This window comes from Tardiphaga sp. 215_C5_N2_1 (genome assembly GCF_052076055.1).
Taxonomy (GTDB): Bacteria; Pseudomonadota; Alphaproteobacteria; order Rhizobiales; family Xanthobacteraceae; genus Tardiphaga; species Tardiphaga robiniae.
Window position 1 is genome coordinate 388,069 of record NZ_CP197240.1, and the last position, 22,084, is coordinate 410,152.

The window sequence follows — 22,084 nt, forward strand, 5'->3', positions numbered from 1 at the left end:
CGCGATTGCGCTGAGGAGCTGCCGATCCTGCCCATCCGGAATGCTTATGCCCAAGATCTTCACTGATCCCGACGCCATCGCTGAAGACATCATTCGCGACGTTGGGACGACGCTCGTGGTCGGGCTGCCGCTCGGGCTTGGCAAGGCCAACCATATCATCAATGCGCTCTATCAGCGCGCGCTGGCCGATCGCAATGTCAGACTGACGTTCTTCTCTGCCCTGACACTGGAGAAGCCGAGACCATCCAGCGAGCTGGAGAAGCGCTTCATCAATCCGGTGATCGAACGGCTGTTCGGGGGCTATCCCGATCTCGCTTATGCAAACGCGTTGCATAAAGGCGAGCTCCCGCCAAACATTCAGGTCAACGAATTCTTCTTCCTTGCGGGAAAATGGCTGCGGGTTGCCGACGCGCAGCAGCACTATATCTCGGCGAACTACACTCATGCGTCGTCCTATCTTCTGACGCGCGGGCTTAACGTGATCACGCAATTGGTGTCGAAGCGTGTGGTCGATGGCGCGGCGCGCTACAGTCTGAGCTGCAATACGGACACCACGCTCGATCTGATGCGGGCGCGCAACGAAGGGCGCGTCTCGTTCAAGTTGATCGGTCAGGTCAATTCGGAATTGCCCTTCATGCCGGGGCAGGGTGATCTCACCGGCGATGAGTTTCAGGCGGTGCTCGAAAGTCCGGAGGCTGAATTTCCGCTGTTTGCGCCACCGTCCGAACCGGTCAACGACACCAAATATGCGATTGGATTACACGCTGCAGGCCTGGTGCGCGATGGCGGCACGCTGCAGATCGGCATTGGACAAGTGGGTGATGCGCTGGCGCAGGGCCTGATCGTTCGCCACCGCGACAATGCGGCGTTCCGCAGTCTGATGCAGCATCTTGCCCCCGACGCGCCTCCGAAGGAAGTCGCAACGTTCGAACGTGGTCTCTATGGCGTGAGCGAAATGCTGTTCGAAGCATTTCTCGGTTTGATCGACGCGGGCATTCTCAAGCGCGAGGTGGATGGCACCATCGTGCATGGCGCGTTCTTTCTTGGGCCGAAGGCATTCTATCAGGCGCTGCGCGACATGGTGCCGGAGCGTCTGGCGAAAATCCAGATGATGCCGGTGTCATTCACCAACGAACTCTATGGCAACGAAGAGGCGAAACGGCAGGCGCGTGTCGATGCGCGCTTCGTCAACAATACGATGATGGCGACGCTGATGGGCGCCGCGATCTCCGACGGTCTCGAGAACGGCCAGGTCGTGAGCGGCGTCGGCGGACAGTACAATTTCGTCTCACAGGCTTTTGCTCTGGAGGGTGCACGCTCGATCCTGACTCTCGAAGCGACGCGCGCCGGCAAGAAGCCAGCCTCCAATATTCGCTGGAGCTACGGTCACACCACGATCCCGCGACACCTGCGCGATATCATCGTGACGGAGTATGGTGTCGCCGATTTGCGCGGGAAATCGGACGCCGACGTGATCGCGGCCATGCTGCAGGTGTCCGACTCGCGCTTTCAGTCGGAGCTGATGAAGCAGGCCAAGGATGCTGGAAAGCTTCCCAGGAGCTATGACATTCCCGCCGGGTATCGCGACAACGTGCCCGAGCGAATCTCCGCTGCTCTTAAGCCGGCGCGGGACGCTGGTCTGCTGCCCATGTTCCCGTTTGGTAGCGACTTCACCGAAGTAGAACAGCGCCTGATCCCTGCGCTGCAGGTCCTGAGCGCCGCATCGGTGTCGCCACAACAACTCGCAGGCCTGTTCTGGCAGGGCATGACACACGCACCGAGTGCGTCAGATGAAGCGGCGCTTGCGCGGCTTGGGCTCGATCGTCCGGCCACATGGGCCGAACGTGCCTATCGTGTGCTGGTGTCCGCCGCGCTCGCGCGCAGCGGCTCAGCCTAGCGGTTCTTGTTGACCGGCTTCCGCTTCTCGATGAAGGCGGCCATGCCTTCTGAACGGTCTTCCAGCGCGAATGTCGCGTGAAACAGATCGCGTTCAACCTTGAGGCCTTCGGTGAGCGGCGTCTCGAAGGCGCGATTGACGGCGTTCTTTGCCATCGTTGCCACCGGGCGCGACATGGCGGCGATCTTTTCCGCCATAGCGATGGCTTCTTCCATCAGCTTGTCGGCTGGGACAATGCGGCTGACGAGGCCAGAGCGCTCGGCTTCCGCCGCATCCATCATGCGGCCCGTCAGGCAGAGGTCCATCGCCTTTGATTTGCCGATGGCGCGGGTGAGGCGTTGGGTGCCACCGATGCCGGGAATGGTGCCAAGAGTGATTTCCGGCTGGCCGAACTTCGCGGTGTCTGCGGCGATCATGATGTCGCACATCATGGCGAGTTCGCAGCCGCCGCCGAGTGCATAGCCTGAGACGGCAGCAATGGTCGGTTTGGTACAGGTGGCGACACGGTCGCCGCCGATCGCGGTGAAGTCGCTGGAGAACATGTCGATGAAGCTCTTTGGCTGCATCTCCTTGATATCTGCTCCGGCGGCAAATGCTTTCTCGCTGCCGGTCACGATGATACAGCCCACGTCGGTGTCGGCTTCCAGCTCGTCGATGGCGATCTTGATTTCGCTGAACACACCGAAAGAAAGCGCATTGAGCATCTTCGGGCGATTCAGCGTGATGATGCCGACCGCGCCTTTGCGCTCAACGATGAGGTGTTCGTAGCTGCTCATGTTCCATCCCGCGGATTTTTGCCGAAGCTGCCAGGATCGGCAGCCCCGCGCAATTTGCCCGCTCGGGGGATGGGGTTCAAGCCATAAACATACGGGCCGCAGAGGCCATGGTCAGCAAACCGCCAAATGCGATGAAGATCTTGCCAACAAGGGAGGTCTTGTCCCAGGTCGTGCTGCTCTCGGTGGCGACTTCCGGTGCCGGCGTATCGATGGTGGCCTTTGCGAGCGTCAGCGGCGGCTTGTCGTTGCTGATGGCACGATCGAGGTCGTTGAGCTGGTCAGCGGCAACGAGCTGCGCGTTGCTGGCGCCGGAATCCGGTGACGTCGTTGCGGGCTGTTCCTGCTGGCCGCCGATTTGGCCAAGCGCGCCGCCGGCTTGCGATGACATGTTGTAGGTGTTGGTCGCTGCGGTCTCGGAGGGCCATTGCGCATTGGCATTAGCAACCAATGATGGGATGGCGGTATCACTGCTTCCCGGCTTCGCGTCTTCCGTCTTGGCGGCGTCCTCCTCAGCGGGCTTTTTCGACGCCTTGGTGGCCTGCCGGTCGGACTTGCGCGATTTCGTTTCGCTCTTCCTAGCACTGCGGTGCTTGGTGGCCTTCGCTGCTGGTTCGGCGGATGTGTCTGCGGCGCTGCCGACCGCTGCGGCCGGCTCGGATGCCGGGGCATCGTTTTCGGTCGCGTGAAGCGGTGCCGATGTGCAGATCCACAATCCGGCTGCGATGACCAATGCCGCACGCCCGCTGGCTCTGATGTTCATGGAAATCTCCCCAAAATACCGGCCCCCAATGGCCGCAAGGGAAACTGCGCAGGTGTTCACACCGGGGCAAAAAAAGGGAATCTTCGGACGAGTCCGGCAAAAACGGGGCATGAACACCGCCGCAGCCATCGTCTCCACAGACGTCGGCAAAAATCTGCCTTTGAAATCAAGGCGACGGATGTCACTCTGACGGTTCGATGTTATGAGCCGGATGTCTTTGAAATCTTCGGTTCGGGGTTGGGGCGCAGGTGAGGGCTTCACGGTTCCGTGATTTTTCTCTCGGCTGACGTAACAAATTGAACTATCCGCCGAATTGGCTTTAGGAGCGCGCGTGCGCGGACGTGACGACGAATGGACCGATCTGATGCGGTCGGCCAATGCAGGGGATAGCGTTGCTTATCATCGCCTGCTGAAGTCGGTTACGCCCGTGCTGCGTGCCGGAGCGCGGCAGGGCCTGTCACGGGCTGGCCAGCCGCCCGATCAGGCCGAGGATATTGTGCAGGACATTTTGCTGGCGGTGCATTTGAAGCGGCAGACCTGGGACGCGAACGCGCCATTCGCGCCGTGGCTGTTTGCGATCGCCCGCAACAAACTGATCGATGCGCTGCGTCGCCGCGGACGTCGCGTCTTCGTCAATATCGACGATTTTGCCGAGACGATTCCGAGCGAACCGCCAGCTGAAACATTGCCCACCGTCGAGATATCCAATCATCTCGCCGATCTTCCGCCGCGGCAGCGCGACGTGTTGCGATCGATCGCGGTGGAAAGCGCATCCATCAAGACCACGGCGTCGAAATTGTCGATGACCGAAGGCGCCGTGCGCGTGGCGTTGCATCGTGGGCTCGCGAGCCTCGCAGCCAAGCTGCGAAAGGATTGACCATGGATACCGATCGCCTGATTCAGACGCTCGCCGCCGACAATGATCAGAGGCCGCGTTCCGTGAGCACGCAGCTCGCGATGGCCCTGTTGGTCACGCTGCCGGTCGTTGCAGCGATGTTGCTGGTGACGCTTGGCATTCGCCCGGACTTCATGTCGGCGATGCGCAATCCGTTCTTCGATACGAAGTTTCTGGTGACCTTGGCGCTCGCCATTCCAGCCATTGTGATCAGTGTCCATCTGTCCCGGCCCGAGGCGTCGTTGGGGCGCTGGATCTGGCTGTTATTGTTGTCGCCGTTCATTCTCATCGTTGCGTTGATCGTCGAAATGACGATGCCGCAGCGCGCGCCGATGATGGTGCGCATTATCGGCAGAAACTCGTCGCTGTGTTCGGCGGCGATCACGTTGCTGTCGCTGCCGATTCTCGGCGGCGCGATGATCGCGCTGCGCCACGGTGCGCCGTCACGCCCCGCCATTGCCGGTGCGCTCGCGGGATTGATGTCAGCCGGGCTAGGGGCGACGTTTTATGCCGCGCATTGCGCGGATGACTCGCCGCTGTTTGTGGCGACTTGGTATACGCTCGCAGCCCTCGTCGTGGCGGCGCTGGGTGCAGCCATCGGTTCGAAAGTACTGCGCTATTGAGCGGCGGGCGAGCCACGCGTTCCGCGAAAAATGAATCCGGTCAAGCCGATGCCATGGCCGCAGGACGGCCGCTCGCCGCCTTCGCGATGTCGCCGTTGAGCTCGCCGGCATAATCCTTGAAATCGACTTCCAGCGTGTAGCGCGCTGAATTGAGCCAGGTGCTGATCTTCCTCTGGTGAAAGTCGCGGACCTCCAGCGCCATATCGCCAGGGCTGGGCAGGGCGACCTTTCCGGTCAGCACAGATGCGATCCATCGGGCCTGGATTTCGACCAGCGGTATGGTCGGCCCGATGGGCTGCACCAATCCGGCAAAGAACAGGCCGGGTCGGTTCGGCGGCGTGATGCGCCGATAGAGATCGACCATGCCGCCATCTTCCGGCACCGAGAAGATCTCGGGCGCGAGGAACGGGAAGCTGGTCTTGTAACCGGTTGCGTAGATCACCGCGTCGAAGCTCTCCTGCGTGCCATCGGCGAAGGCGATGGCGTCCCCCTCCAGCGCGGTGACGTTTGGCTTGATGCTGATCCAGCCATGGCCGATATAAGGCAGCAGCTCCTGGCTCAATGTCGCATGTTCGCGCCACATGGGATGTTTCGGCTTCGGCACGCCGAAGCGGGTCTGGTCGCCGACAGCGAGATAGATCAGCCGTGCCATGATCATGCGTGTCAGCAGTGTCGGGAATTTCAGCTTGCGCGCGAAGAAGGCTGACCAGCGATCGATCGGGATGCCCATCATGTATTTCGGCATGATATGGGCGCCGGTTCGCGTGGACAGCACGACGCTGCTGGCGCGCTTGCAGAGATCGATGGCGATATCGACGGCCGAATTTCCGATGCCGACGACCAGCACCTTCTTATCCTCGAAAGGCTGCGCGGTGCGATACTGGCTGGAATGAATCGCCGTGCCGTTGAATGTGCCAGAGAACGTCGGCCAACGCGGATCCCAGAGATGGCCGTTGGCGACAATCACCGTCTTGTATTCGCGGGTGCCTTCCTTCGTCGTGACGCGCCAGCCGTCATCGGTCTTTTCGACCGAGGTCACTTCGCAGTTGAAGCGGGTGCGAGATCGTGCGCCAAACCGATCCGCATAGGCTTCCAGATATTCCAGCAACTGCTGGTGCGACAGGAAGTCGGGCTTGTCGGCTGGAATCGGAAAATCGGAGTAGCCGAGATTGTTGCGGCTGGTGTCGATATGCAGACTGCGATAGGCGCAGGACAGGCCATTGTCATTGCCGTAGCGCCACATCCCGCCGATATTTGAGCCCTTCTCGTAGATGTCGAAACTGAGCCCCTTGTCGTGCAGGGCCTTGGCAACGGCAATACCGGATGAGCCGGCGCCAATGATGCAGATGTCGACTGCAGGCTCGGTCATGCAGCAGATTTTTCGGCAAGACGCTGGCGATACTGGCTCACGATGTCCTCGAAACTCTTGTCGGCGACGACGCCGAGGGATGGCGCACGGGTGGAAATGAAACCTTTCGGCCAGCTATCGACGATCTTCTTGAGATCGGGATCGAGGGTATATGTCACGTTCGGCGTGGCGTTGGTGACACGTGCAATCGATTCAATGATGTCCTCCATGCTGATCGTCAAAGCAGGCTGATTGAGCACGCGTTTCCCGCGCATCTTGGCTGGATCGGCATTGTGAAGCGTGATCAAATTCTGCGCAACGGTCTCCACCGAAACGACCGGCACTTTGGTGTCCGCGCGCAATGGGCAAATCGACGGCTTTCCGGCGACGCCATCACGAACGATGCCTGCGATACGGTCAGATACCGACTGTGTTGGCGGGCCGGGGTGCACCAGCACGATCGGCAGGCGCAGGGCGCGTGCATCGACCATTCCGTGACGCGTGGCGTCCGCCAGCATCAATTCGGCGATGGCCTTGTGCGTGCCATAGGAGGTTTGTGGACGCTGCAAATGATCGTCATCGACATGATCAGGTAATAGGCCGCCGAAGACCGCGATCGAACTTGGAAAGATCAGGCGCGGCGGAGCATCTTTCGCGCCGATCGCGTCGATCAATTCCGCCAGTGCCGAAACATTCACCGCCAGCGCGCGCGCCGGGTCCTGTTCTGCGGCGCTGGTCAGCACAGCGGCGAGATGAAACACGCTATGGGGTTTCCATGCAGCGATTTTCTTCAGCGTATCGGGTGCGTCGATGTCGGCTTGCAAGTGCCTCACACATCGGTCGGATGCTGGCGGCAGATGTGTGTCGAGAAGGAGGAGCTCCTCGATTGTTTCGCTTGTGCCTGCAGTACTGGTGAGCGCGCCTGCTTGAAGCAGCGCAGAAGTGAGTGTTCTGCCGATGAAGCCACCGGCGCCTGTAATCAAGACGCGCATGAATCCCGCCCTGCTTGATGCCAACCCGTTCCGGCGTTATTCGCCGTGATCGAGGCATCACTATCAGCGCCTTCACCGGCAAGTCGATGCCTGCTGACGGAATGGCTGCTCAGCGCAATTGGCGTTGCGGCGCTCGGTCTCAATGGCCAGACTGCGGCCATTCGCGTGGAACATGTCGACTGACAAACGTCAGGCGGCAGGTAGGTCGGACGTCGCCTGCTGCATACGGTGGAAGCGCAGGACCTGTTGTGCCGCGGAGATGCGCAGACGTTCATAGGTCTCGCGGTCGGTCGCGCTGTCAGACAGCTGTGTTCCAGCGAGTTGCTCGCGCATGTTGATGATGGTCTTGACGGTCTTCCATGAAAAATTCGCGACCTTGCACAGAATGAAAATGCCCTCGCTGCGGGATTCGACCATCATGGTTTCCGCGACGGAGATTGGCACGTTGGCCAGGCACGCGAGCGCGGCGTTAGCCTCGTCGAACTTGCCGGCTTCGGCGAATTTCGCCACTTCGTTTTCATCCAGCCGACCGTCTTCAAACAGGGAGCGTACGAGACCATGGGCGATGACGGTCTGCTGACTGATGCTGCCTGGTGCGGAGCGAGCCCGCCGGGCGACCTGCTGAACCACCAGAGATATGTCGGCGGTGTGGTGGACGTGGGCGGCTTCCAGCTTCGCCCGGACCGAGGCCGACGCCTTGGCGACGAGCTTCAGATAGTGGTGGCGCGGAATGGAGGGACGCAGGCCAACACATGTCGCAATCGTGTCGTTGCCCTCGGCACGGGAGAGCAGGGTATTGTAGCCGCGCTCTGTAATGTCGGCGCCGCGGTTGTTGACGGTGCTGGTGACGACGGCGTCGTTGCCGCGTTCGACAAGAACATCCGTCAGGGCGCCGCTCAGGACCTTGCGCGTCGAAATCGCGAGCAGATGGTCCTGGCTCTTGGTGCGTGCATTTTCGATCAGCGCATGGTCATCGAGCTGCTCCGATTGTGAGAGCACGGGGGCGGCGACCTCGATCAAATCGTCGAATGCGAGGGTCCGGACGACCCGGGGCGGTGCGACAGGGATGGGTGCCAGTCGCTCGGCCAGAAGGGCCTTTGCAGACGCTTCCATATGCGTCAGCAGGCAATCGAAGACGTCGTCGAACACTGCGATCTGCGCATCGGAGTAGTCCACGGCATTATTGACGAACAGATCCGTGACACGGCGCAGCGTTTCCACGCGCCGTGCGACCGTTCCGTGGGCCAGTGCGGCGTCAAGTTCGTCGAGTAAATTTGGCGATAACGGTGACTTCGAAGACATAAATCAAATCCCGTAATTCTAATCGTGTCCTGCCGCTAATATGTTGCGGCCAGGGTTCGTTAAATTCGTTCAGGCGCTTGCAATTCGATTTCGTCCGCGCTCTTTGGCGGCATAGAGTGCGCTGTCGGCGCGTGCGAGTAAGGTGTCTGGCGTGTCGTTCGGACCCAATGTCGCAACGCCGCCCGAAATCGTCACGGTCAAGCCGTCGGAAAATGCGCTCCAATCCAGTGCTTCGACAATCCCCCGCAAACGGTCGAGCATTTGCACGGCCTTGTCATGCGGCGTGTCCGGCAGCACCAGCAGGAATTCCTCGCCGCCATAGCGGCCGAATTTGTCGATGCTGCGGATATTGGCGAAAATGGTGATGGCGAAGGTCCGCAGTACTTCGTCGCCGGTTGGGTGTCCGAAATTGTCGTTAATCCGCTTGAACCAGTCGAGGTCGATCAGCGCGGCGGTGCAGGGTGTGTTGCTGCGCTGTGCGCGGATGATTTCATCGTCAAGCAGCCGCATGATGCAGCGGCGATTGAACGACCCCGTCAGTTCATCGAGTTCTGCGAGCTCTTCGATGCGCTTGTAGGCGGCCTCGAGTTCAACGCGGCGCCGAAACAGCGCGTCGCGTAGCGAGCTGGAGAAAATGCCAATGAACATACTGCGGGCGATGGTCATCGAGAATGTCAGCAAGGTGCCGAAGCGTTCGATCGAGTTGCTGGAGGGGAGCGTCAAGGGCAGATCGACGAAGAAATACAGCAGCGCGAGGCCGCCGGTCATGACGGTCCAGGCGCCGACACCTTCACGTGGCGAGGTACGCAAGGCGATGACATTGGCCACAAGAAACAATGCGCAGAGAAACACGACGGCGACATTGGGTGCTGTGTAAACGAAGGCGAGCAGAAGTGCGTAAGTGACAGCCGTGTAGGGCGCTGCGAAGAAGTGATCGCGCCAGTCATCCGTCAGGCCGCTCTCGGAGATCGCGAGGAAGATCAGGACAGAGGTAAAAGCGCAGCCGGCATAGGCCGCGACGATGGTGCCATCGATAGTGCCTGCTGCAAGGAAGACGAAAAGCAGCACGACGTTGACGGCATGACTGGCGGCCGCCAATGCGAGCATTTGGCGCCGCCGCTTCAGGCGACGTGCCAGCATATCAGACCGCAACTCTCCATCGACGGCTTCGAAGTCGCCGTTGACTGGATTCAAGACTGATGAAGCGGCTGCGGTCATTGAGCCCATCGATGGGTTTTGCTGATGGAACTCTAGTGCTCAAAGCCTTTAGGTTTGGTATCTATTGCCGCAAGTCAAATCTGGTAACGGGCTACTCATTTGCTGCTCCCGGCGACATCTGTCGACAGATCGCTTACTGCGGGACTGCCAGAAGGTTTCAAGCATAGCTTTGTTGTTTAAGTAAAAATGCCCGGACCGATGACGGGCCCGGGCGAGTTGACTTGATGTGGCGGACAAGCCGCCGGGACAAGTTACGGTATTCATTGACGAGGGTTTCGGGATATGGCTGCAAAATGCAGGTTCCGCCGTCTCAAGGCTGTTCCGGAAGCCACGACTTGGTAAGGTTGCCGTGTGAATCGCTGGCGTTCGGGTCGGAAATGCCCCAGCATTATGCTACCTGTTACCCGTTCCGCCCAAGAAAAGGGCGGTAAAAGCCCGTTCGGCGCGGTTAAAACAGCCGCGACCGGTATATTCCTGCCCATTCGAGAAGATTTTATCTTGTCAATCGAACCTCTTACATCCTCATTCAGACCAACCTTGCGAGACGGGCAGTGAGTGCAACACAGGCGGCATCGGATGAGATTCTGATCGCCCGGATTGCGCAAGGCGACCGTCTTGCCATGCAGGTGCTTTATGGCAGGCACCACGTCCGGGTGTTTCGCTTCGGCCTTCGGCTGGTGCGGAACGAACAGATTGCTGAGGATCTTATCAGCGAAGTGTTCCTGGATGTGTGGCGGCAGGCAGGCAAATTCGAGGGCCGTTCCGCGGTCTCGACCTGGCTCCTGGCGATTACGAGGTTCAAGGCGCTGTCCGCGCTGCGCAAGCGCAAGGACGCCGAACTGGACGACGAGACGGCCAACGCGATCGAGGATACGTCCGATAATCCCGAAGTGTCGGTTCAGAAAAAGGATACCAGTGACGCGTTGCGAAAGTGCCTGACATCCCTTTCGCCCGAGCATCGGGAAATCGTCGATCTCGTCTACTACCACGAGAAGTCCGTGGAAGAGGTGGCCGAGATCGTCGGAATTCCCGAGAACACCGTCAAGACGCGCCTGTTTTATGCGCGCAAGAAATTAGCCGATCTGCTCAAGGCAGCCGGCATTGAACGAGGCTGGCCATGATGGCGATGAGCAACAAAGTGCCGACCCAGGAGCCAGGCGAGATCGAGGCATTGCTGCCTTGGCACGCCGCGGGCACGCTCAACGCGCGTGATGCTCGCCGCGTCGATGATGCACTGGCCAAGGATCCGGAACTGGCGAAGCAATATGCCGTGATCCAGGAAGAATACGCGGAGACCATTGGCCTCAATGAGAGCCTCGGTGCGCCGTCCTCACGGGCAATGCAGAAGCTGTTTGCTGCGATTGACGCCGAGCCGGTGCGCAGCGGATCGACGTCGGTCGGTCTGTCGGCGCGGATTTCCGGATTTTTCGCATCGCTTTCGCCGCGGACGCTGGCGGCTTCGGCCGCTGTTGGTGCGCTCGCCATCATGCTGCAGGCCGGTGTGATTGGCACCGTGCTGATGCAGCGCGATACACGCACATTCCAGACTGCGTCCTATGAAGCCGCGCCGTCGCCAACGAGTGCACCGACCACTGTCACCCGGTCGCTCGCGCCGGCACCGGCCTCGGTAGAAGCCCCGACGCGCCTGTTCGTCCGTTTTGCGCCGACTGCGCGGGTGTCTGACATCACGGCGCTGCTCGATGGCTATCAGGGTACGATTGTTGACAACGGCAAGGACGGGCTGTTCCGGCTGCAGTTCGGCAATCGGGTGATGACCAAGGACCAGATCGCCGGGCTGATCCGCCGGCTGGAGAACGAGAAGATCGTCAGCATGGCGGTTCAGGCGCAGTAGGCGCCGTCGGTTGATCCGATCCGCATTGTGCGTGCGAGGCCTGTTCCATGAGACATGATCGTGGTGCCTCCGGACCAATGATGAAATGCACGGCCGCTGTGCTTTCGCTCGCTGTCGCATGGCCGTTCGGCCTTTCGGTCGCGGGCGCGCAGAGTATGATGCGCTCGCCGAGCCTCAATATCGGATCGCGCGTTCCCACGATCGCACCCAGCACAACACCGCGCATCAATCCGAACATCGCTGCCGGCGCGGGTCGCATCGCCGGCCGTGGCCCGAATATCGTGAGCCGTGGACCCATTGCTGGTCGCGTCGGTATCACCAGCGTCGGCCCGCGCGGGGCGGCGATCGGCACGACAGCCGGCCGGGCACCGCCCATATCCTCGCGGCCAGGGCGTACGCCGCCGCTGAAGATCGTGGGAGTGCTGCCAACCATTCCTTATGTGCGCTATTCCCCCAACACCTATCCGAGCTGCGCCTATGCCAATCGCGCGGCATCCGGCGAATGCAACGAGAAGCCATTCGTTGCTGATCTCGGCGGCGGCCCGACGCCGCGCAGCCAGAATGCCGGTGGTGGACCGCGCAGCAATGGCCCACAGGCGGCGCTGAACACGCGTTATGTCCCCCGACAGATCGTCGCCGAACTCGACAGCGCGCTGACGCCCGACCAGGCAGATGCGCTGGCGCGCCGTCTGCGCCTGGAGCGTCTGTCGTCGCAGGACTTTCCGCTGATCGGCGCCAATATCAGCCTGTTCCGCATCACCGACAACCGTTCGGTCGAGACTGTCGAATCCCAGATGCGCGCCGAGGCCGACGTGCGCGCTGTGCAACCCAATTTCCGCTATGTGCTGCAGGACCAGGTGACAACGCCGGCACCGGGTGAGGGCGATCCTGCGCAATATGCGCTGGCGAAGCTTCGTCTGCCTGAGGCGCACAAGCTGTCGGCCGGTGCCAATGTCACAGTTGCCGTGATCGACTCCGGCATCGACGTCGCGCATCCCGAACTCGCTGATGCCATCGTGGGTTCGTTCGATGCGCTTCGCAGCAAGGAAGGGGCGCACGTGCACGGCACTGGCATTGCGGGGGCGATCGTATCGCATGCGCGACTGATGGGAAGCGCGCCGCGCGCGCGCATCTTGGCCATTCGCGCTTTTGGTGTGTCGCAGGGCGGTGCCGAGAGTTCGTCTTTCATCATCCTTAAGGGCATCAACCACGCGGCATTGAATGGCGCCCAGGTCATCAATATGAGCTTCGCCGGCCCGCAGGATCCACTGATCGAGCGCGGTATTGCGGCGTCAGCCAGCAAGGGCATCGTGATGATTGCAGCGTCAGGCAATGCCGGACCGAAATCGCCGCCGCTTTATCCTGCTGCAAGCCCCAGCGTGATCGCAGTCAGCGCCACAGATGCCTATGACAGGCTGTTCTCCGCGTCGAACCGTGGCAGCCACATCGCAGTGGCTGCGCCGGGCGTCGATATCTTCCTGCCCGCGCCGGACAACAAGTACCAGATGACGTCCGGCACCTCGTTCTCGGCGGCCTATATCAGCGGGCTCGCCGCATTGATGATCGAGCGCAATCCGCAACTGCGGCCGAACGAAATCCGCAGCATCCTGATGACAACCGCGCGTGATCTTGGTGCGCCCGGCCGTGACGACCTGTTCGGTGCCGGAGCGGCGGATGCCTATAGTGCGGTATCGGCAGTGCAGGGCGCTCAGCAACCCGTGGCGACAGCGCCTGCGCCTGTCACGCCTGTTGTCGTCACCGCGCCGGCGCCGACGACGCGTGCCGTCGAGGCATCGTCGCCGTCGATGGCGTCAGACGTCCAAAAATAATCTCCTGATCGTTGAACGTTTGGCCGGGTGGACCGGACATATGGATGTGGGAGCGGCATTCCCTCCCCAACGAGGCCATATCCGGCGCATGCGCCCAAACATTCGCGCCGGTATAGCTTGACCCGTCCGGTTGTCCCCCCGGACGGGTCTTTCGTTTTTGTTAACCAAAAATTTTAACCTTCAGGTCATAGATTGCCGGTGCATGGCCGGGCGTCGAGCAAGGCTCAAGCAAGGCTTGACTGCAATACCTCAGGTTTGACGGGGCTTTCTCACGTGTTTCCAACGCAATTGTCCAAGTTTGACCACATTGCGCTGGACCCCGAAAACTTTTCCACAGAAACTCTCCAAGTATTGGTGAGTGATTCGTTTGTTGCTTTGCGTCCGTTTTTTCTCTTGCGGACATTTCCATGTCATCTCACCTGAATTTTCCTTACCCACATGCCGGCATCGGTCGGCCACTGGCCCAGCGTTGGTGCGCTCTTGCCGAGAGCCGACTGGATTACCTGACAGAACTGTTCGAGAGCGGGCGGTGGCGCCGTTTTCACAGTGAAGCCGAGTTCCTCGACAATATTCAGGAAGCCAAGGACGCGGTTGAACGCTGGCGGCTGATGGTCGAGGGCGAGACAGCCGCCGTGAGGCGCGTTCTGTCTTCGGAAGGCGTGATCTACCGGACGCCGCGCGCCCCTGAACCGCGGCCGGCTGCCGTCGCGGCTCCTGCCATCGCTGCGCCCGCCGTCGCGCCGTTGCAGCCCGACATCGAGCCGGTCGCTGAAGCGGCTTCGCCCGTCCTGATCCCGATCGAAACCCTGTTGCGGCAGGCACCGCCTCGGCAGGCGACGGTGACGCCGGCAGATCTGGATTGGCAGAAGGCGCTCGATCCTCTGGTCATCAGCGCGCGCTATCCGATGCTGCGGACAGCGCTTTAGCGCACCGTGTTCCCGGACAGCGCAACCTGCTGATAGCGCTGTGCGCCATCGGCGGTGAGGTCAGGTGTCACCGGCTTTGCATGATCGAGGCCGACGACAGCGCCGCGTGGCGCGCCTGAAATCATGTTGTTGCTGACAAGCGCGGTGCCGGCGCCCGGTGCGACCGATACACCAATGCCGATGAAGCTGTTACGCACGACGTTGCCGGTGATGGCGACATCGCGCAGATACTTGCCCCAGCCCGCGATCATGCCAAAGGACGGCGCGTTCTCGACGACATTGCCGCTGACGCTGGCGTCCGCCTCGATATAGATGCCGATGCCGGCATCGTCGTCGGGCGCCGTACCGATCGGCCGCTTCGGGAGCAGGTTGCGGATGATGTTGCCTTGTACCACTGCGATGCGGCCGCCCTCGTTGAAGTTGCAGACGGAGACACCGAGCGCCGCACCATCGACGGTATTGTTGGCGATCACCGCAGCCTCGAAGGCAAATTCCGAATAGAGCGCGACTTCGCGCACGCTCGACACGCTGTTGCCCGTGATGTGGATGTTCGATGCTGAGTTGCCGCGCACCGCCGAGTAATCGCAGTTGCGGATGCGATTGCCGGAGACGATGACATTGCCCGCACGATAGGCGTTGATGGCGTTGCCATATTGACCGGAGCCGCCAGGGCCGGCCTTGATATCCTCGATACGATTGTCGATCACTTGCGTGCCGTCATCGCCGATGGCGGTGCGCAGGATCTCGATGCCGTTGCTGCTGGTGCCGGAAATGGTGTTTTGCGCGACGATCAATCCCTGCGCATCGAACGAGACGATGGCCGTGGTGGCGATGTTGGTGAGTGTATTGCCGGTGATCGCGCCCGCCGTGTTGTCCAGCCAGATGCCCGCGCCGCCGCTATTGGTCACGGTGCAATCGCTGATGCGGAGTTCGCGCGCCTGCACCATGTGCAGCAGCCCGCGCCGCGGCGGCAGGTTGGCAAAGTTGCCGTCCAGCGTGAGGCCGCTGAGGCTGACATAGTCCGCGCCTTCGCCTGACAGCAGTGACGCGCCGCCGCTGAAGGTGAGGGTCGTTGCACCGCGCATGCCGATGATCTGCGAGCCGCGCGCGAGCCTGAGCATGCCGGTGCGATAGTTGCCGGGCGGCAATGCGAGCGGTGCCTGCGCACGTGCCGCCTCGTCGATGGCACGTTGCAATGCGCGCGTTTGGTCGTCCTGGCTATTGGCGCGCACGCCATATTGCGCGGCGTCGCGTCCGAGCGTCGAGGTGAGCGGGGCGGCGCGTGCCGCATCGCTCGATGCGGCGAATGCGCCGGCGGCGAGACCCGCGCCGGACGCAGTCAGCAGATGGCGGCGATGCAGGTCCATGGTTCGAGGTCCCGGTGGATGTCCGCTGATGAGGTAACGCAAGATGATGCGTGTGACGTTGCCAGGCGAGAGTGGCCGCGATGAATGTGCAGGGTAGGGTTAATGATGCGCTCACCTGCGCGCGCTGGACAGGCGGCACGCGCGTGCATCACTCCCGGTCGTCATGGCCCGACAGCGCGAAGCGAGCTTCGTGATAATCCCAGGCTTCTCCCCACGTCATGGCCGGGCTTGACCCGGCCATCCACCTTGTCTTGTGCGACGGCGTGCGGGCCAAGCTGGATCCCCGGGTCAAGCCCGGGGATGACACCTGTGGGTGTGGCGCCTCCATCGCGCCGTCGCAGATTCAACTGTCAAACAGCCACTGCTCTTCAGACATGCGTCATCACCCCCATTGTTTGCGGCGCGGGGGCGCCGTCGTGCTTCGCATTCCCGCCCCCTTGCGAGAGGGCGTGCGGAACGCCGGGTGCCCGTTGCACCCTTGGTGCCTGATGCGAATGCGGTCTTCCGCAGGTTAGTGTGCATCAGGACTTTCGGAGGCGCCGAGCGAGTGCCCGGCGTTCCGCATGCGGTGTTTTTTCGGTTGCTTGCACATCTGCCATGGCGAACGGTCCCATCGCCAAAATTAATGTCCCAGGGCGGAGGGACAGGGTAGCCGCAAAGCACTTGGCCGAACGCGTTTCGATTTGGTCGTCCGTCACACTGTCCAGGGGGTTGTCCATCTCAAGGTCGGCCGTCTCCTTGCCAGTGGCAGTGCTGGCGCAGATCCGTCCTGCCCGAAGACAGACGTCCCCCATGAACCGCGTGACGCCGCATCTCCGGCGTCCACCGCATCCCACCCCGCGAACGTGACGATCGCGATCGCCCCTCTCGGTGGGGCAGGACGAAGGGGAATATAAACCTTAAAGGGATATTGTCAAGAGAAAATAGGAAAAAATGTTCCCGTGCCGTATCGCCCCAAGCTGTCATTCCGGGGCGGCTGCGCGCCTTCGCGCAGGCGAACCTCAGCCACTCCAATTGGAGTGGCGGGGAATCCCGACCTGTTCAGCAACACTTCGAGATTCCGGGTTCTCGCTCTGCCGGCTTCGCCGGCGACGCGCGCCCCGGAATGACGACGTGTGGTGGGGAGAATGCCAACGGCGGAGCGCGCAGGCGCTTAATGTCGAACGTCGCTTCGCTGGGGCGCCCGAGGGCCCCGCGCGCTATCGTCCCGTCAGCGCGAGCTGGAAATCCTTCTCGGCCTGGGCGTCGCGTTCGTTCTTTTCCGGGCATTCGCCGGGCTCCGCCTGGCAGGGACGGATCTCGTAGTCGTTGTCGAGCACGCGGCGCGGTGTCGGCTTCGAATTCTTGGCTTCGACATCGGTGACAAGGCCGCTCTCGGCGGCAAGTTTCCACACGTCGGCTTCGGTCGGATAGGCTTTACTCAGTTTCGCGTCGTCACAGAACAGTGCATAGGGCATCGGATTGCTCCGGTAAAAATTGATAACGTTCATGGCGGCGTCGGGTTCGCCCCGACGTATTCCCAGACATTTCAAAATTGCGCGGCGGCCATTCGGCTGCGTCGCGAGAGCGTTCAGCTCACCATCTTGTGAGACTTGAACAGGCGGCCCTTTTCCACCACGAGGATCACCGCGAATGCAGTGAGGGTGCAAAGAAAAAGGCCGGTCGCGAACGGCAGCAGAGTGCCGTCATAGTGCTGGCCGATAACCGTGCCGATGGCGATACCCAGCAGCGTGGTCAGCGTCCCGTAGAGAGAGGAGGCCGTGCCGGCGATGTGGCCCTGCGGCTCCATCGCCAGTGCGGTGAAATTCGAGAACATCAGGCCGAAGGCAAACATCATGAGCATCGACAGCGCGATGAACAACCATAGCGGCATGAAACCCATCGCCACGGCCAATAACATCGCCGCGCCAGCAGTGACGAAACCGAGCAGGGCGCCGTGGGAGAGTGCGCGCATGCCAAGGCGATGGACTACGCGCGAGTTGAAGAAGCTGGCCGCAGCGACGCCGAAAGCGATGGAAGCAAAGGCAAGCGGGAAATATGGCCCGAGATGGAAAATCTCGGTGAACACCTGCTGCGACGTAAACACGAAGGCGAACAGTGCGCCCTGCAGGATGCCGGCAGCGAGGCCGTAACCGAGCGTCTGCCGATGGCTGACGGTTTGCCGATAGGCATAGAGCACATCACGAATGGCGAGCGAGCGGCGTTTGGCGACCGGCAGCGTCTCCGGCATTCGCCAGGCACTCCATGCCAGCGTCAGAAGGCCGTATAGCATCAGCACGACAAAGATGCCCCGCCATTCCGTGAACACCATCAGGGCCTGCCCGAAAGACGGGGCGATGACCGGCACGGAAATGAAAACCATGATGGCCAGTGACATGACGCTGGCCATGCGACCGCCGGCATAGCAGTCCCGGACGATCGACACCGCGATCACGCGCGTCGCCGCGGTGCCGACGCCCTGCAGCAGGCGGGCAAGCAGTAGGATTTCGAACGACGGTGCGAACAGCGCGAGCACGCTCGCGGCGCAATAGACGGCCATTCCGCCGAGCAGGATGGGGCGCCGACCGTAGCGGTCCGACAGCGGACCCATGGCGAATTGGGCCACGCCGAAGCCGAGCAGGAAGACCGAGAGGACGGTCTGAAGGTGGTTGGCATCAGGGACCTTGAAGGCCGCACCGATATGCGGCAGCGCCGGCAGCATGATGTCCATGGCAAGCGGATTCAGCGCCATGATCGAAGCGATCACGACGACGAATTCGCCAAATTTCATTGGGCTATGGGTCGATGACACCGCGAGGGGGGCGTCGGCGTTGATGTCGGTCACAAAGCTGTCCCTGAAAGCATTCCCGCCATTAGGGTCTTCATGTTGCGATGCACAAGTTGACTTTCGGCATGGCTGCGTCGCGGAAACCGGCGGAATTTCCCCAACTTATGAATTAATGTTCAGAGAATAACCGGGGGCGCCGTCTCGACGGCCTCACACCCCGGAATTCCGGGCTGCGTCACGCAACTTGACCCGGGTCATGCGGATCATTTCCAGCAGGATCGCTTCACCGGTATCGGTGAGCTCGTCGGAGGTCATGCGGTGCGAGGTGGTGTCTTGTGCCAGCAGCGGCACATGGACGAAGGCCGCGAGGCGTGGCCCGTTCGGCGCGCGGGTGGCCTCGATGCTGCGCCAGGACAGGTAATTGCAGAGATAGCGGCCGGCATCGCGTGAGGGGCGCACGTCGGCGCCACTGGCGAGGGCAGCCCGGAACAGACGCGCCGTGTGCGGGCCGAACATCTGCGCGTCAGCGCCCGGAACAATGCTGGCGCGGCACACCGTTGTGTGGCCGGCATCGGGCCACAGCATCGACACCGCATTGCGGGCGCGCGTCTCGATCCGGATATAGGGCGTGCGTGCGGCGAGGCCGAACATCAGCAGCGCATCCGGGCGATGGCGTGCGATCTGCTCCGGCAGTTCGCGATCGACGGTGGCATAGGTGACGTCGAAAATATGCGCGATGCGGGTGACGTCAGCGAAAGCGGGGCGGCGCAGCGTTGCGAGTTTTCGCACCAGCGCCTGCGTCGGGTTCACCGGCGCGCCCGGGAAGGGGCCGAAGCCGGTGACGAGGATGCGGGGGGATGTACCGGGACGGTTCAACATTCGCCTCCATGATCGCGACGGCGCCCTAACCTCTCCCCGCAAGCGGGGAGAGGTCGCCTGTAACATGCGAAGCATGTGGAAGGCGGGTGAGGGGGACTCTCCACGAACTAGGAGCGAGTGGATAGTCCCCCTCACCCGTCTGGCTTCGCTGCGCTCCGCCAGCCGACCTCTCCCCGCAAGCGGGGAGAGGTTAGGGCGCGCTACCTCAACAACTCCACGATCGCTTCCGCCGCGACGGCAGGCGTCATCGTGCCATCGGCGACGTCGCGTTCGACCTGTTTGACCTTGCTGCGAATGCCGGGATCGCTGCGCAGCCGCGCCTTCAACCGATCCTCCAGCATGGTCCACATCCATTTCACCTGCTGCTCGCGGCGGCGGCCGGCGAAATCGCCGGAAGCATTCATCGCCGTGCGATGCGCGACGACCTTGTCCCAGAGCTCGGCGATACCCGTCTTGGTCAGCGCCGAATAGGTGACCACCGGCGGATGCCAGTGCTCCGAGCGTGGCGCCAGGATATGCAGCGCGCCGCGATAATCCCCAGCGGTGATATTGGCGCGTTTGAGGTTGTCGCCATCGGCCTTGTTGATGGCGATCATGTCGGCGAGTTCGATCAGGCCTTTCTTGATGCCCTGCAACTCGTCGCCGCCGCCGGGCAACATCAGTGCCAGAAAGAAGTCGGTCATGTCGCAGACCGCGGTTTCCGACTGGCCGATGCCGACGGTCTCCACCAGCACCACGTCGAAACCTGCCGCCTCACAAAGTAACATGGCCTCGCGCGTTTTCGCCGCGACGCCGCCGAGCGTGCCGGAGGACGGCGAGGGACGGATGAAGGCGTTCGGATGGGCAGACAGATCGTTCATCCGCGTCTTGTCGCCGAGGATCGAACCACCGGTGCGCGCCGAGGATGGATCGACGGCCAGCACCGCGACCTTGTGGCCGCGCTCGATCAGATACATGCCGAGCACATCGATGGTGGTCGACTTGCCGACGCCGGGCGAGCCGGTGATGCCGACGCGAAACGCACGGCCGGTGTCGGGCAGGAGTGCCTGCACGAGTTCGCGCGCGGCGGCCTGATGATCGGCACGGCGGCTTTCCACCAGCGTGATCGCCCGCGCCAGCGCGGCGCGGCTGCCGGCGCGGACGTCACGCGCGAGGGCGTCTATGTCGATGGGTGCTCTCGTCACTGCGGCCCCTTGTCGTCGTCCTTCGGCCGCTCGCCGCCGAAGATCGCGCTGCCCTCGGCCGACAGATAGGGCTTGAGTTTCTCCCACGGCACGAAGGCGTCGTAATCGCCTTCGGCATAGGAGCCGACCGCATAGGGGCCGTAATGGAAGCTGAGGCCGGAGCTCTTGCCGGCCGATGTCGACGGCGCCAGCGATACCGGTCCGATCTTGAGCAGCTTTGGCTCCAGCGCATCGACGAGGCTCATGTCGGGATTGTCGTTGTCGCGCTTTTTCTTCTCGATTTTCAGATCGGCGACGACCGCATCGCGGATCGCCGTCATCGCCGGCCCGCTATCGGCGAGCTCGGTGAAGAAAGGACGAATGCTGATCATCTTGCCGACCTGCCTGTCCCACAGCAGCGTGTCATTGGCACGATTGGGATGCGCGCCGCCGGTGTAGTTGTAGTCCGCGCGAATGATGCTGACATAGCGACCCGCGACCAATGAGCTTTGCGCATAGGTTCGTTCGGATTCCCATGGCCGGTTGCGGATGTCGGCAGGGAGATCATTCATCTCCTTGCGCTGCTCGGCCAGCTCCTTGAGCGTCTTCGCAGCCCAGCCATTGCTGGCGGATGTGAGATATTTCAGCAGCGGGGCATCCGACTTGATCGCGGCATCGAAGAAGACGGCGACCTCGGTGTATTTGGCCTTGAGCTGGATGTCGGGCTTTAGCTCAGCAGCGAGGGCGGGCGCGATGCATGGCAGTGCGAGGAGCAAAGCCGCAAGCAGCGACTGATGAAAGGCACGTATAGTCATTCGCGGATGACGCTTTCAACAAAGGCTTTGAGGGGAGGCAGGTCATTCTGCACGATCTGCCAGACTTCGTTCGCATCCGTTAGATGATAAGCGTGACGGAGGTGATTTCCGAAATCATTCATTCTTCGCCAATTGATATGCGGAGCGAGAATCTTGACGTTATCCGGTAACCGCAATGACGCTTCGCAGATGATGGCAAGGAAGCGCTCTACCGCACCGCGAACAACTTCGTCTTCGGCGAACTGATCCGGCGCCATGCCGCTCGTGACGCGCTCGATGAGATGAACGCGATCAAGAATGTCTTTCAGACGATCTTCGGACGTGGGAGGCATCAAAACACCTCGATCAGATCGTCGGCCATGCGTTCCCTGATGCGAGGTGTCAATTCGGTTGGAAACATGACGTGCGGCCAAATTCCAATCGTATCCTCGATGAGATGCATGACCTTGAACAGATCGAAGCGTCGCGCTGAAGACGCTCTGTCGAACGTCTCAATCAAAATATCCAGATCGCTGTCCGGCCGTGCGTCACCGCGAACCCTAGAGCCGAACACGGCCAGCCGCGTCACGCCTTCTGCCTTGATGGCAGGCGCAATCGCTCGCAGTTTTGCGAGGATCGTCTCCAGCGGGATGTCGATCACGTCGGTCATCCCGCGATCCTACCACGTTTGCCGTG

At 61.6% G+C, this 22,084-nt stretch carries 21 protein-coding genes; 7 read left to right on the forward strand and 14 right to left on the reverse strand.

Annotation, left to right across the window (positions count from 1 at the left end; translation table 11 throughout):
* Positions 1-46 precede the first annotated feature (46 nt).
* Positions 47-1,897: an acetyl-CoA hydrolase/transferase C-terminal domain-containing protein gene (locus AB7828_RS01620; protein WP_441229212.1), complete on the forward strand. Its 1,851-nt coding sequence runs from the start codon at positions 47-49 to the stop codon at positions 1,895-1,897.
* Here the strand turns inward: AB7828_RS01620 and AB7828_RS01625 are convergent.
* A complete protein-coding gene (locus AB7828_RS01625) occupies positions 1,894-2,673 on the reverse strand; it encodes an enoyl-CoA hydratase (protein ID WP_439076586.1) in 780 nt (259 codons plus the stop codon). The genes AB7828_RS01620 and AB7828_RS01625 overlap by 4 nt on opposite strands.
* 76 nt (positions 2,674-2,749) lie before the next feature.
* Positions 2,750-3,433, reverse strand: coding sequence for a hypothetical protein (locus tag AB7828_RS01630; RefSeq protein WP_441229213.1), 684 nt, complete (start codon positions 3,431-3,433; stop codon positions 2,750-2,752).
* A gap of 331 nt (positions 3,434-3,764) precedes the next feature.
* Between AB7828_RS01630 and AB7828_RS01635 the strand changes: the two genes are divergently transcribed.
* Both AB7828_RS01635 and AB7828_RS01640 read left to right on the forward strand, forming a co-directional pair.
* Complete coding sequence (locus AB7828_RS01635; RefSeq protein WP_175366665.1) at positions 3,765-4,310, forward strand: sigma-70 family RNA polymerase sigma factor; 546 nt, start codon at positions 3,765-3,767, stop codon at positions 4,308-4,310.
* Positions 4,311-4,312: 2 nt separating this feature from the next.
* The gene (locus AB7828_RS01640) at positions 4,313-4,951 is read left to right on the forward strand and encodes an NrsF family protein (protein ID WP_441229214.1); all 639 of its coding nucleotides are present in this window, start codon (positions 4,313-4,315) and stop codon (positions 4,949-4,951) included.
* Positions 4,952-4,991: 40 nt separating this feature from the next.
* Here the strand turns inward: AB7828_RS01640 and AB7828_RS01645 are convergent, their stop codons facing one another.
* The 4 genes from AB7828_RS01645 to AB7828_RS01660 all read right to left on the reverse strand — a co-directional run bounded on the left by AB7828_RS01645 (position 4,992) and on the right by AB7828_RS01660 (position 9,811).
* Positions 4,992-6,320 (reverse strand): flavin-containing monooxygenase, encoded by a 1,329-nt coding sequence (locus AB7828_RS01645; RefSeq protein WP_175366663.1) that lies wholly within the window; start codon positions 6,318-6,320, stop codon positions 4,992-4,994.
* On the reverse strand, positions 6,317-7,291 hold the full coding sequence (locus tag AB7828_RS01650; RefSeq protein ID WP_441229215.1) for an NAD-dependent epimerase/dehydratase family protein: 975 nt from the start codon (positions 7,289-7,291) through the stop codon (positions 6,317-6,319). The genes AB7828_RS01645 and AB7828_RS01650 overlap by 4 nt, the downstream gene beginning before the upstream one ends.
* 189 nt (positions 7,292-7,480) lie before the next feature.
* On the reverse strand, positions 7,481-8,593 hold the full coding sequence (locus AB7828_RS01655) for a DUF2336 domain-containing protein (protein WP_309949079.1): 1,113 nt from the start codon (positions 8,591-8,593) through the stop codon (positions 7,481-7,483).
* Positions 8,594-8,662: 69 nt separating this feature from the next.
* A complete protein-coding gene (locus AB7828_RS01660) occupies positions 8,663-9,811 on the reverse strand; it encodes a GGDEF domain-containing protein (RefSeq protein ID WP_089266984.1) in 1,149 nt (382 codons plus the stop codon).
* A gap of 551 nt (positions 9,812-10,362) precedes the next feature.
* Between AB7828_RS01660 and AB7828_RS01665 the strand changes: the two genes are divergently transcribed.
* From AB7828_RS01665 to AB7828_RS01680, 4 genes are all read left to right on the forward strand, one after another.
* Positions 10,363-10,932 (forward strand): sigma-70 family RNA polymerase sigma factor, encoded by a 570-nt coding sequence (locus tag AB7828_RS01665; RefSeq protein WP_089266985.1) that lies wholly within the window; start codon positions 10,363-10,365, stop codon positions 10,930-10,932.
* The gene (locus tag AB7828_RS01670; RefSeq protein WP_439057924.1) at positions 10,929-11,663 is read left to right on the forward strand and encodes a hypothetical protein; all 735 of its coding nucleotides are present in this window, start codon (positions 10,929-10,931) and stop codon (positions 11,661-11,663) included. The genes AB7828_RS01665 and AB7828_RS01670 overlap by 4 nt, the downstream gene beginning before the upstream one ends.
* 80 nt (positions 11,664-11,743) lie before the next feature.
* Positions 11,744-13,492, forward strand: coding sequence for a S8 family serine peptidase (locus tag AB7828_RS01675; RefSeq protein ID WP_441229216.1), 1,749 nt, complete (start codon positions 11,744-11,746; stop codon positions 13,490-13,492).
* A gap of 407 nt (positions 13,493-13,899) precedes the next feature.
* Entirely contained in the window at positions 13,900-14,418 is a 519-nt protein-coding gene (locus AB7828_RS01680) for a TIGR03809 family protein (RefSeq protein ID WP_441229217.1), read from the forward strand.
* Here AB7828_RS01680 and AB7828_RS01685 read toward each other — a convergent pair.
* From AB7828_RS01685 to AB7828_RS01720, 8 genes are all read right to left on the reverse strand, one after another.
* A complete protein-coding gene (locus AB7828_RS01685; RefSeq protein ID WP_439076602.1) occupies positions 14,415-15,785 on the reverse strand; it encodes a TIGR03808 family TAT-translocated repetitive protein in 1,371 nt (456 codons plus the stop codon). The two genes, AB7828_RS01680 and AB7828_RS01685, sit on opposite strands and share 4 nt — an antisense overlap.
* Positions 15,786-16,984: 1,199 nt before the next feature.
* Positions 16,985-17,242 carry a hypothetical protein gene (locus AB7828_RS01690; protein ID WP_089267288.1) on the reverse strand — a complete coding sequence of 86 codons (258 nt, stop codon included), beginning with the start codon at positions 17,240-17,242 and terminating at the stop codon, positions 16,985-16,987.
* Positions 17,243-17,355: 113 nt separating this feature from the next.
* Complete coding sequence (locus tag AB7828_RS01695) at positions 17,356-18,609, reverse strand: multidrug effflux MFS transporter (RefSeq protein WP_441229218.1); 1,254 nt, start codon at positions 18,607-18,609, stop codon at positions 17,356-17,358.
* 153 nt (positions 18,610-18,762) lie between these two features.
* Positions 18,763-19,431 carry a pyroglutamyl-peptidase I family protein gene (locus AB7828_RS01700; protein WP_441229219.1) on the reverse strand — a complete coding sequence of 223 codons (669 nt, stop codon included), beginning with the start codon at positions 19,429-19,431 and terminating at the stop codon, positions 18,763-18,765.
* Between the two features lie 200 nt (positions 19,432-19,631).
* Positions 19,632-20,615 carry a methylmalonyl Co-A mutase-associated GTPase MeaB gene (gene meaB, locus AB7828_RS01705; protein ID WP_441229220.1) on the reverse strand — a complete coding sequence of 328 codons (984 nt, stop codon included), beginning with the start codon at positions 20,613-20,615 and terminating at the stop codon, positions 19,632-19,634.
* Positions 20,612-21,409, reverse strand: coding sequence for a DUF3298 and DUF4163 domain-containing protein (locus AB7828_RS01710; RefSeq protein WP_175367510.1), 798 nt, complete (start codon positions 21,407-21,409; stop codon positions 20,612-20,614). Before AB7828_RS01710 ends, meaB begins: the two co-directional genes overlap by 4 nt.
* A complete protein-coding gene (locus tag AB7828_RS01715; protein ID WP_441229221.1) occupies positions 21,406-21,822 on the reverse strand; it encodes a HepT-like ribonuclease domain-containing protein in 417 nt (138 codons plus the stop codon). Before AB7828_RS01715 ends, AB7828_RS01710 begins: the two co-directional genes overlap by 4 nt.
* Positions 21,741-22,058, reverse strand: a complete 318-nt coding sequence (locus tag AB7828_RS01720; protein ID WP_093759043.1) for a nucleotidyltransferase family protein — start codon at positions 22,056-22,058, stop codon at positions 21,741-21,743. The genes AB7828_RS01715 and AB7828_RS01720 overlap by 82 nt, the downstream gene beginning before the upstream one ends.
* Positions 22,059-22,084 lie beyond the last annotated feature (26 nt).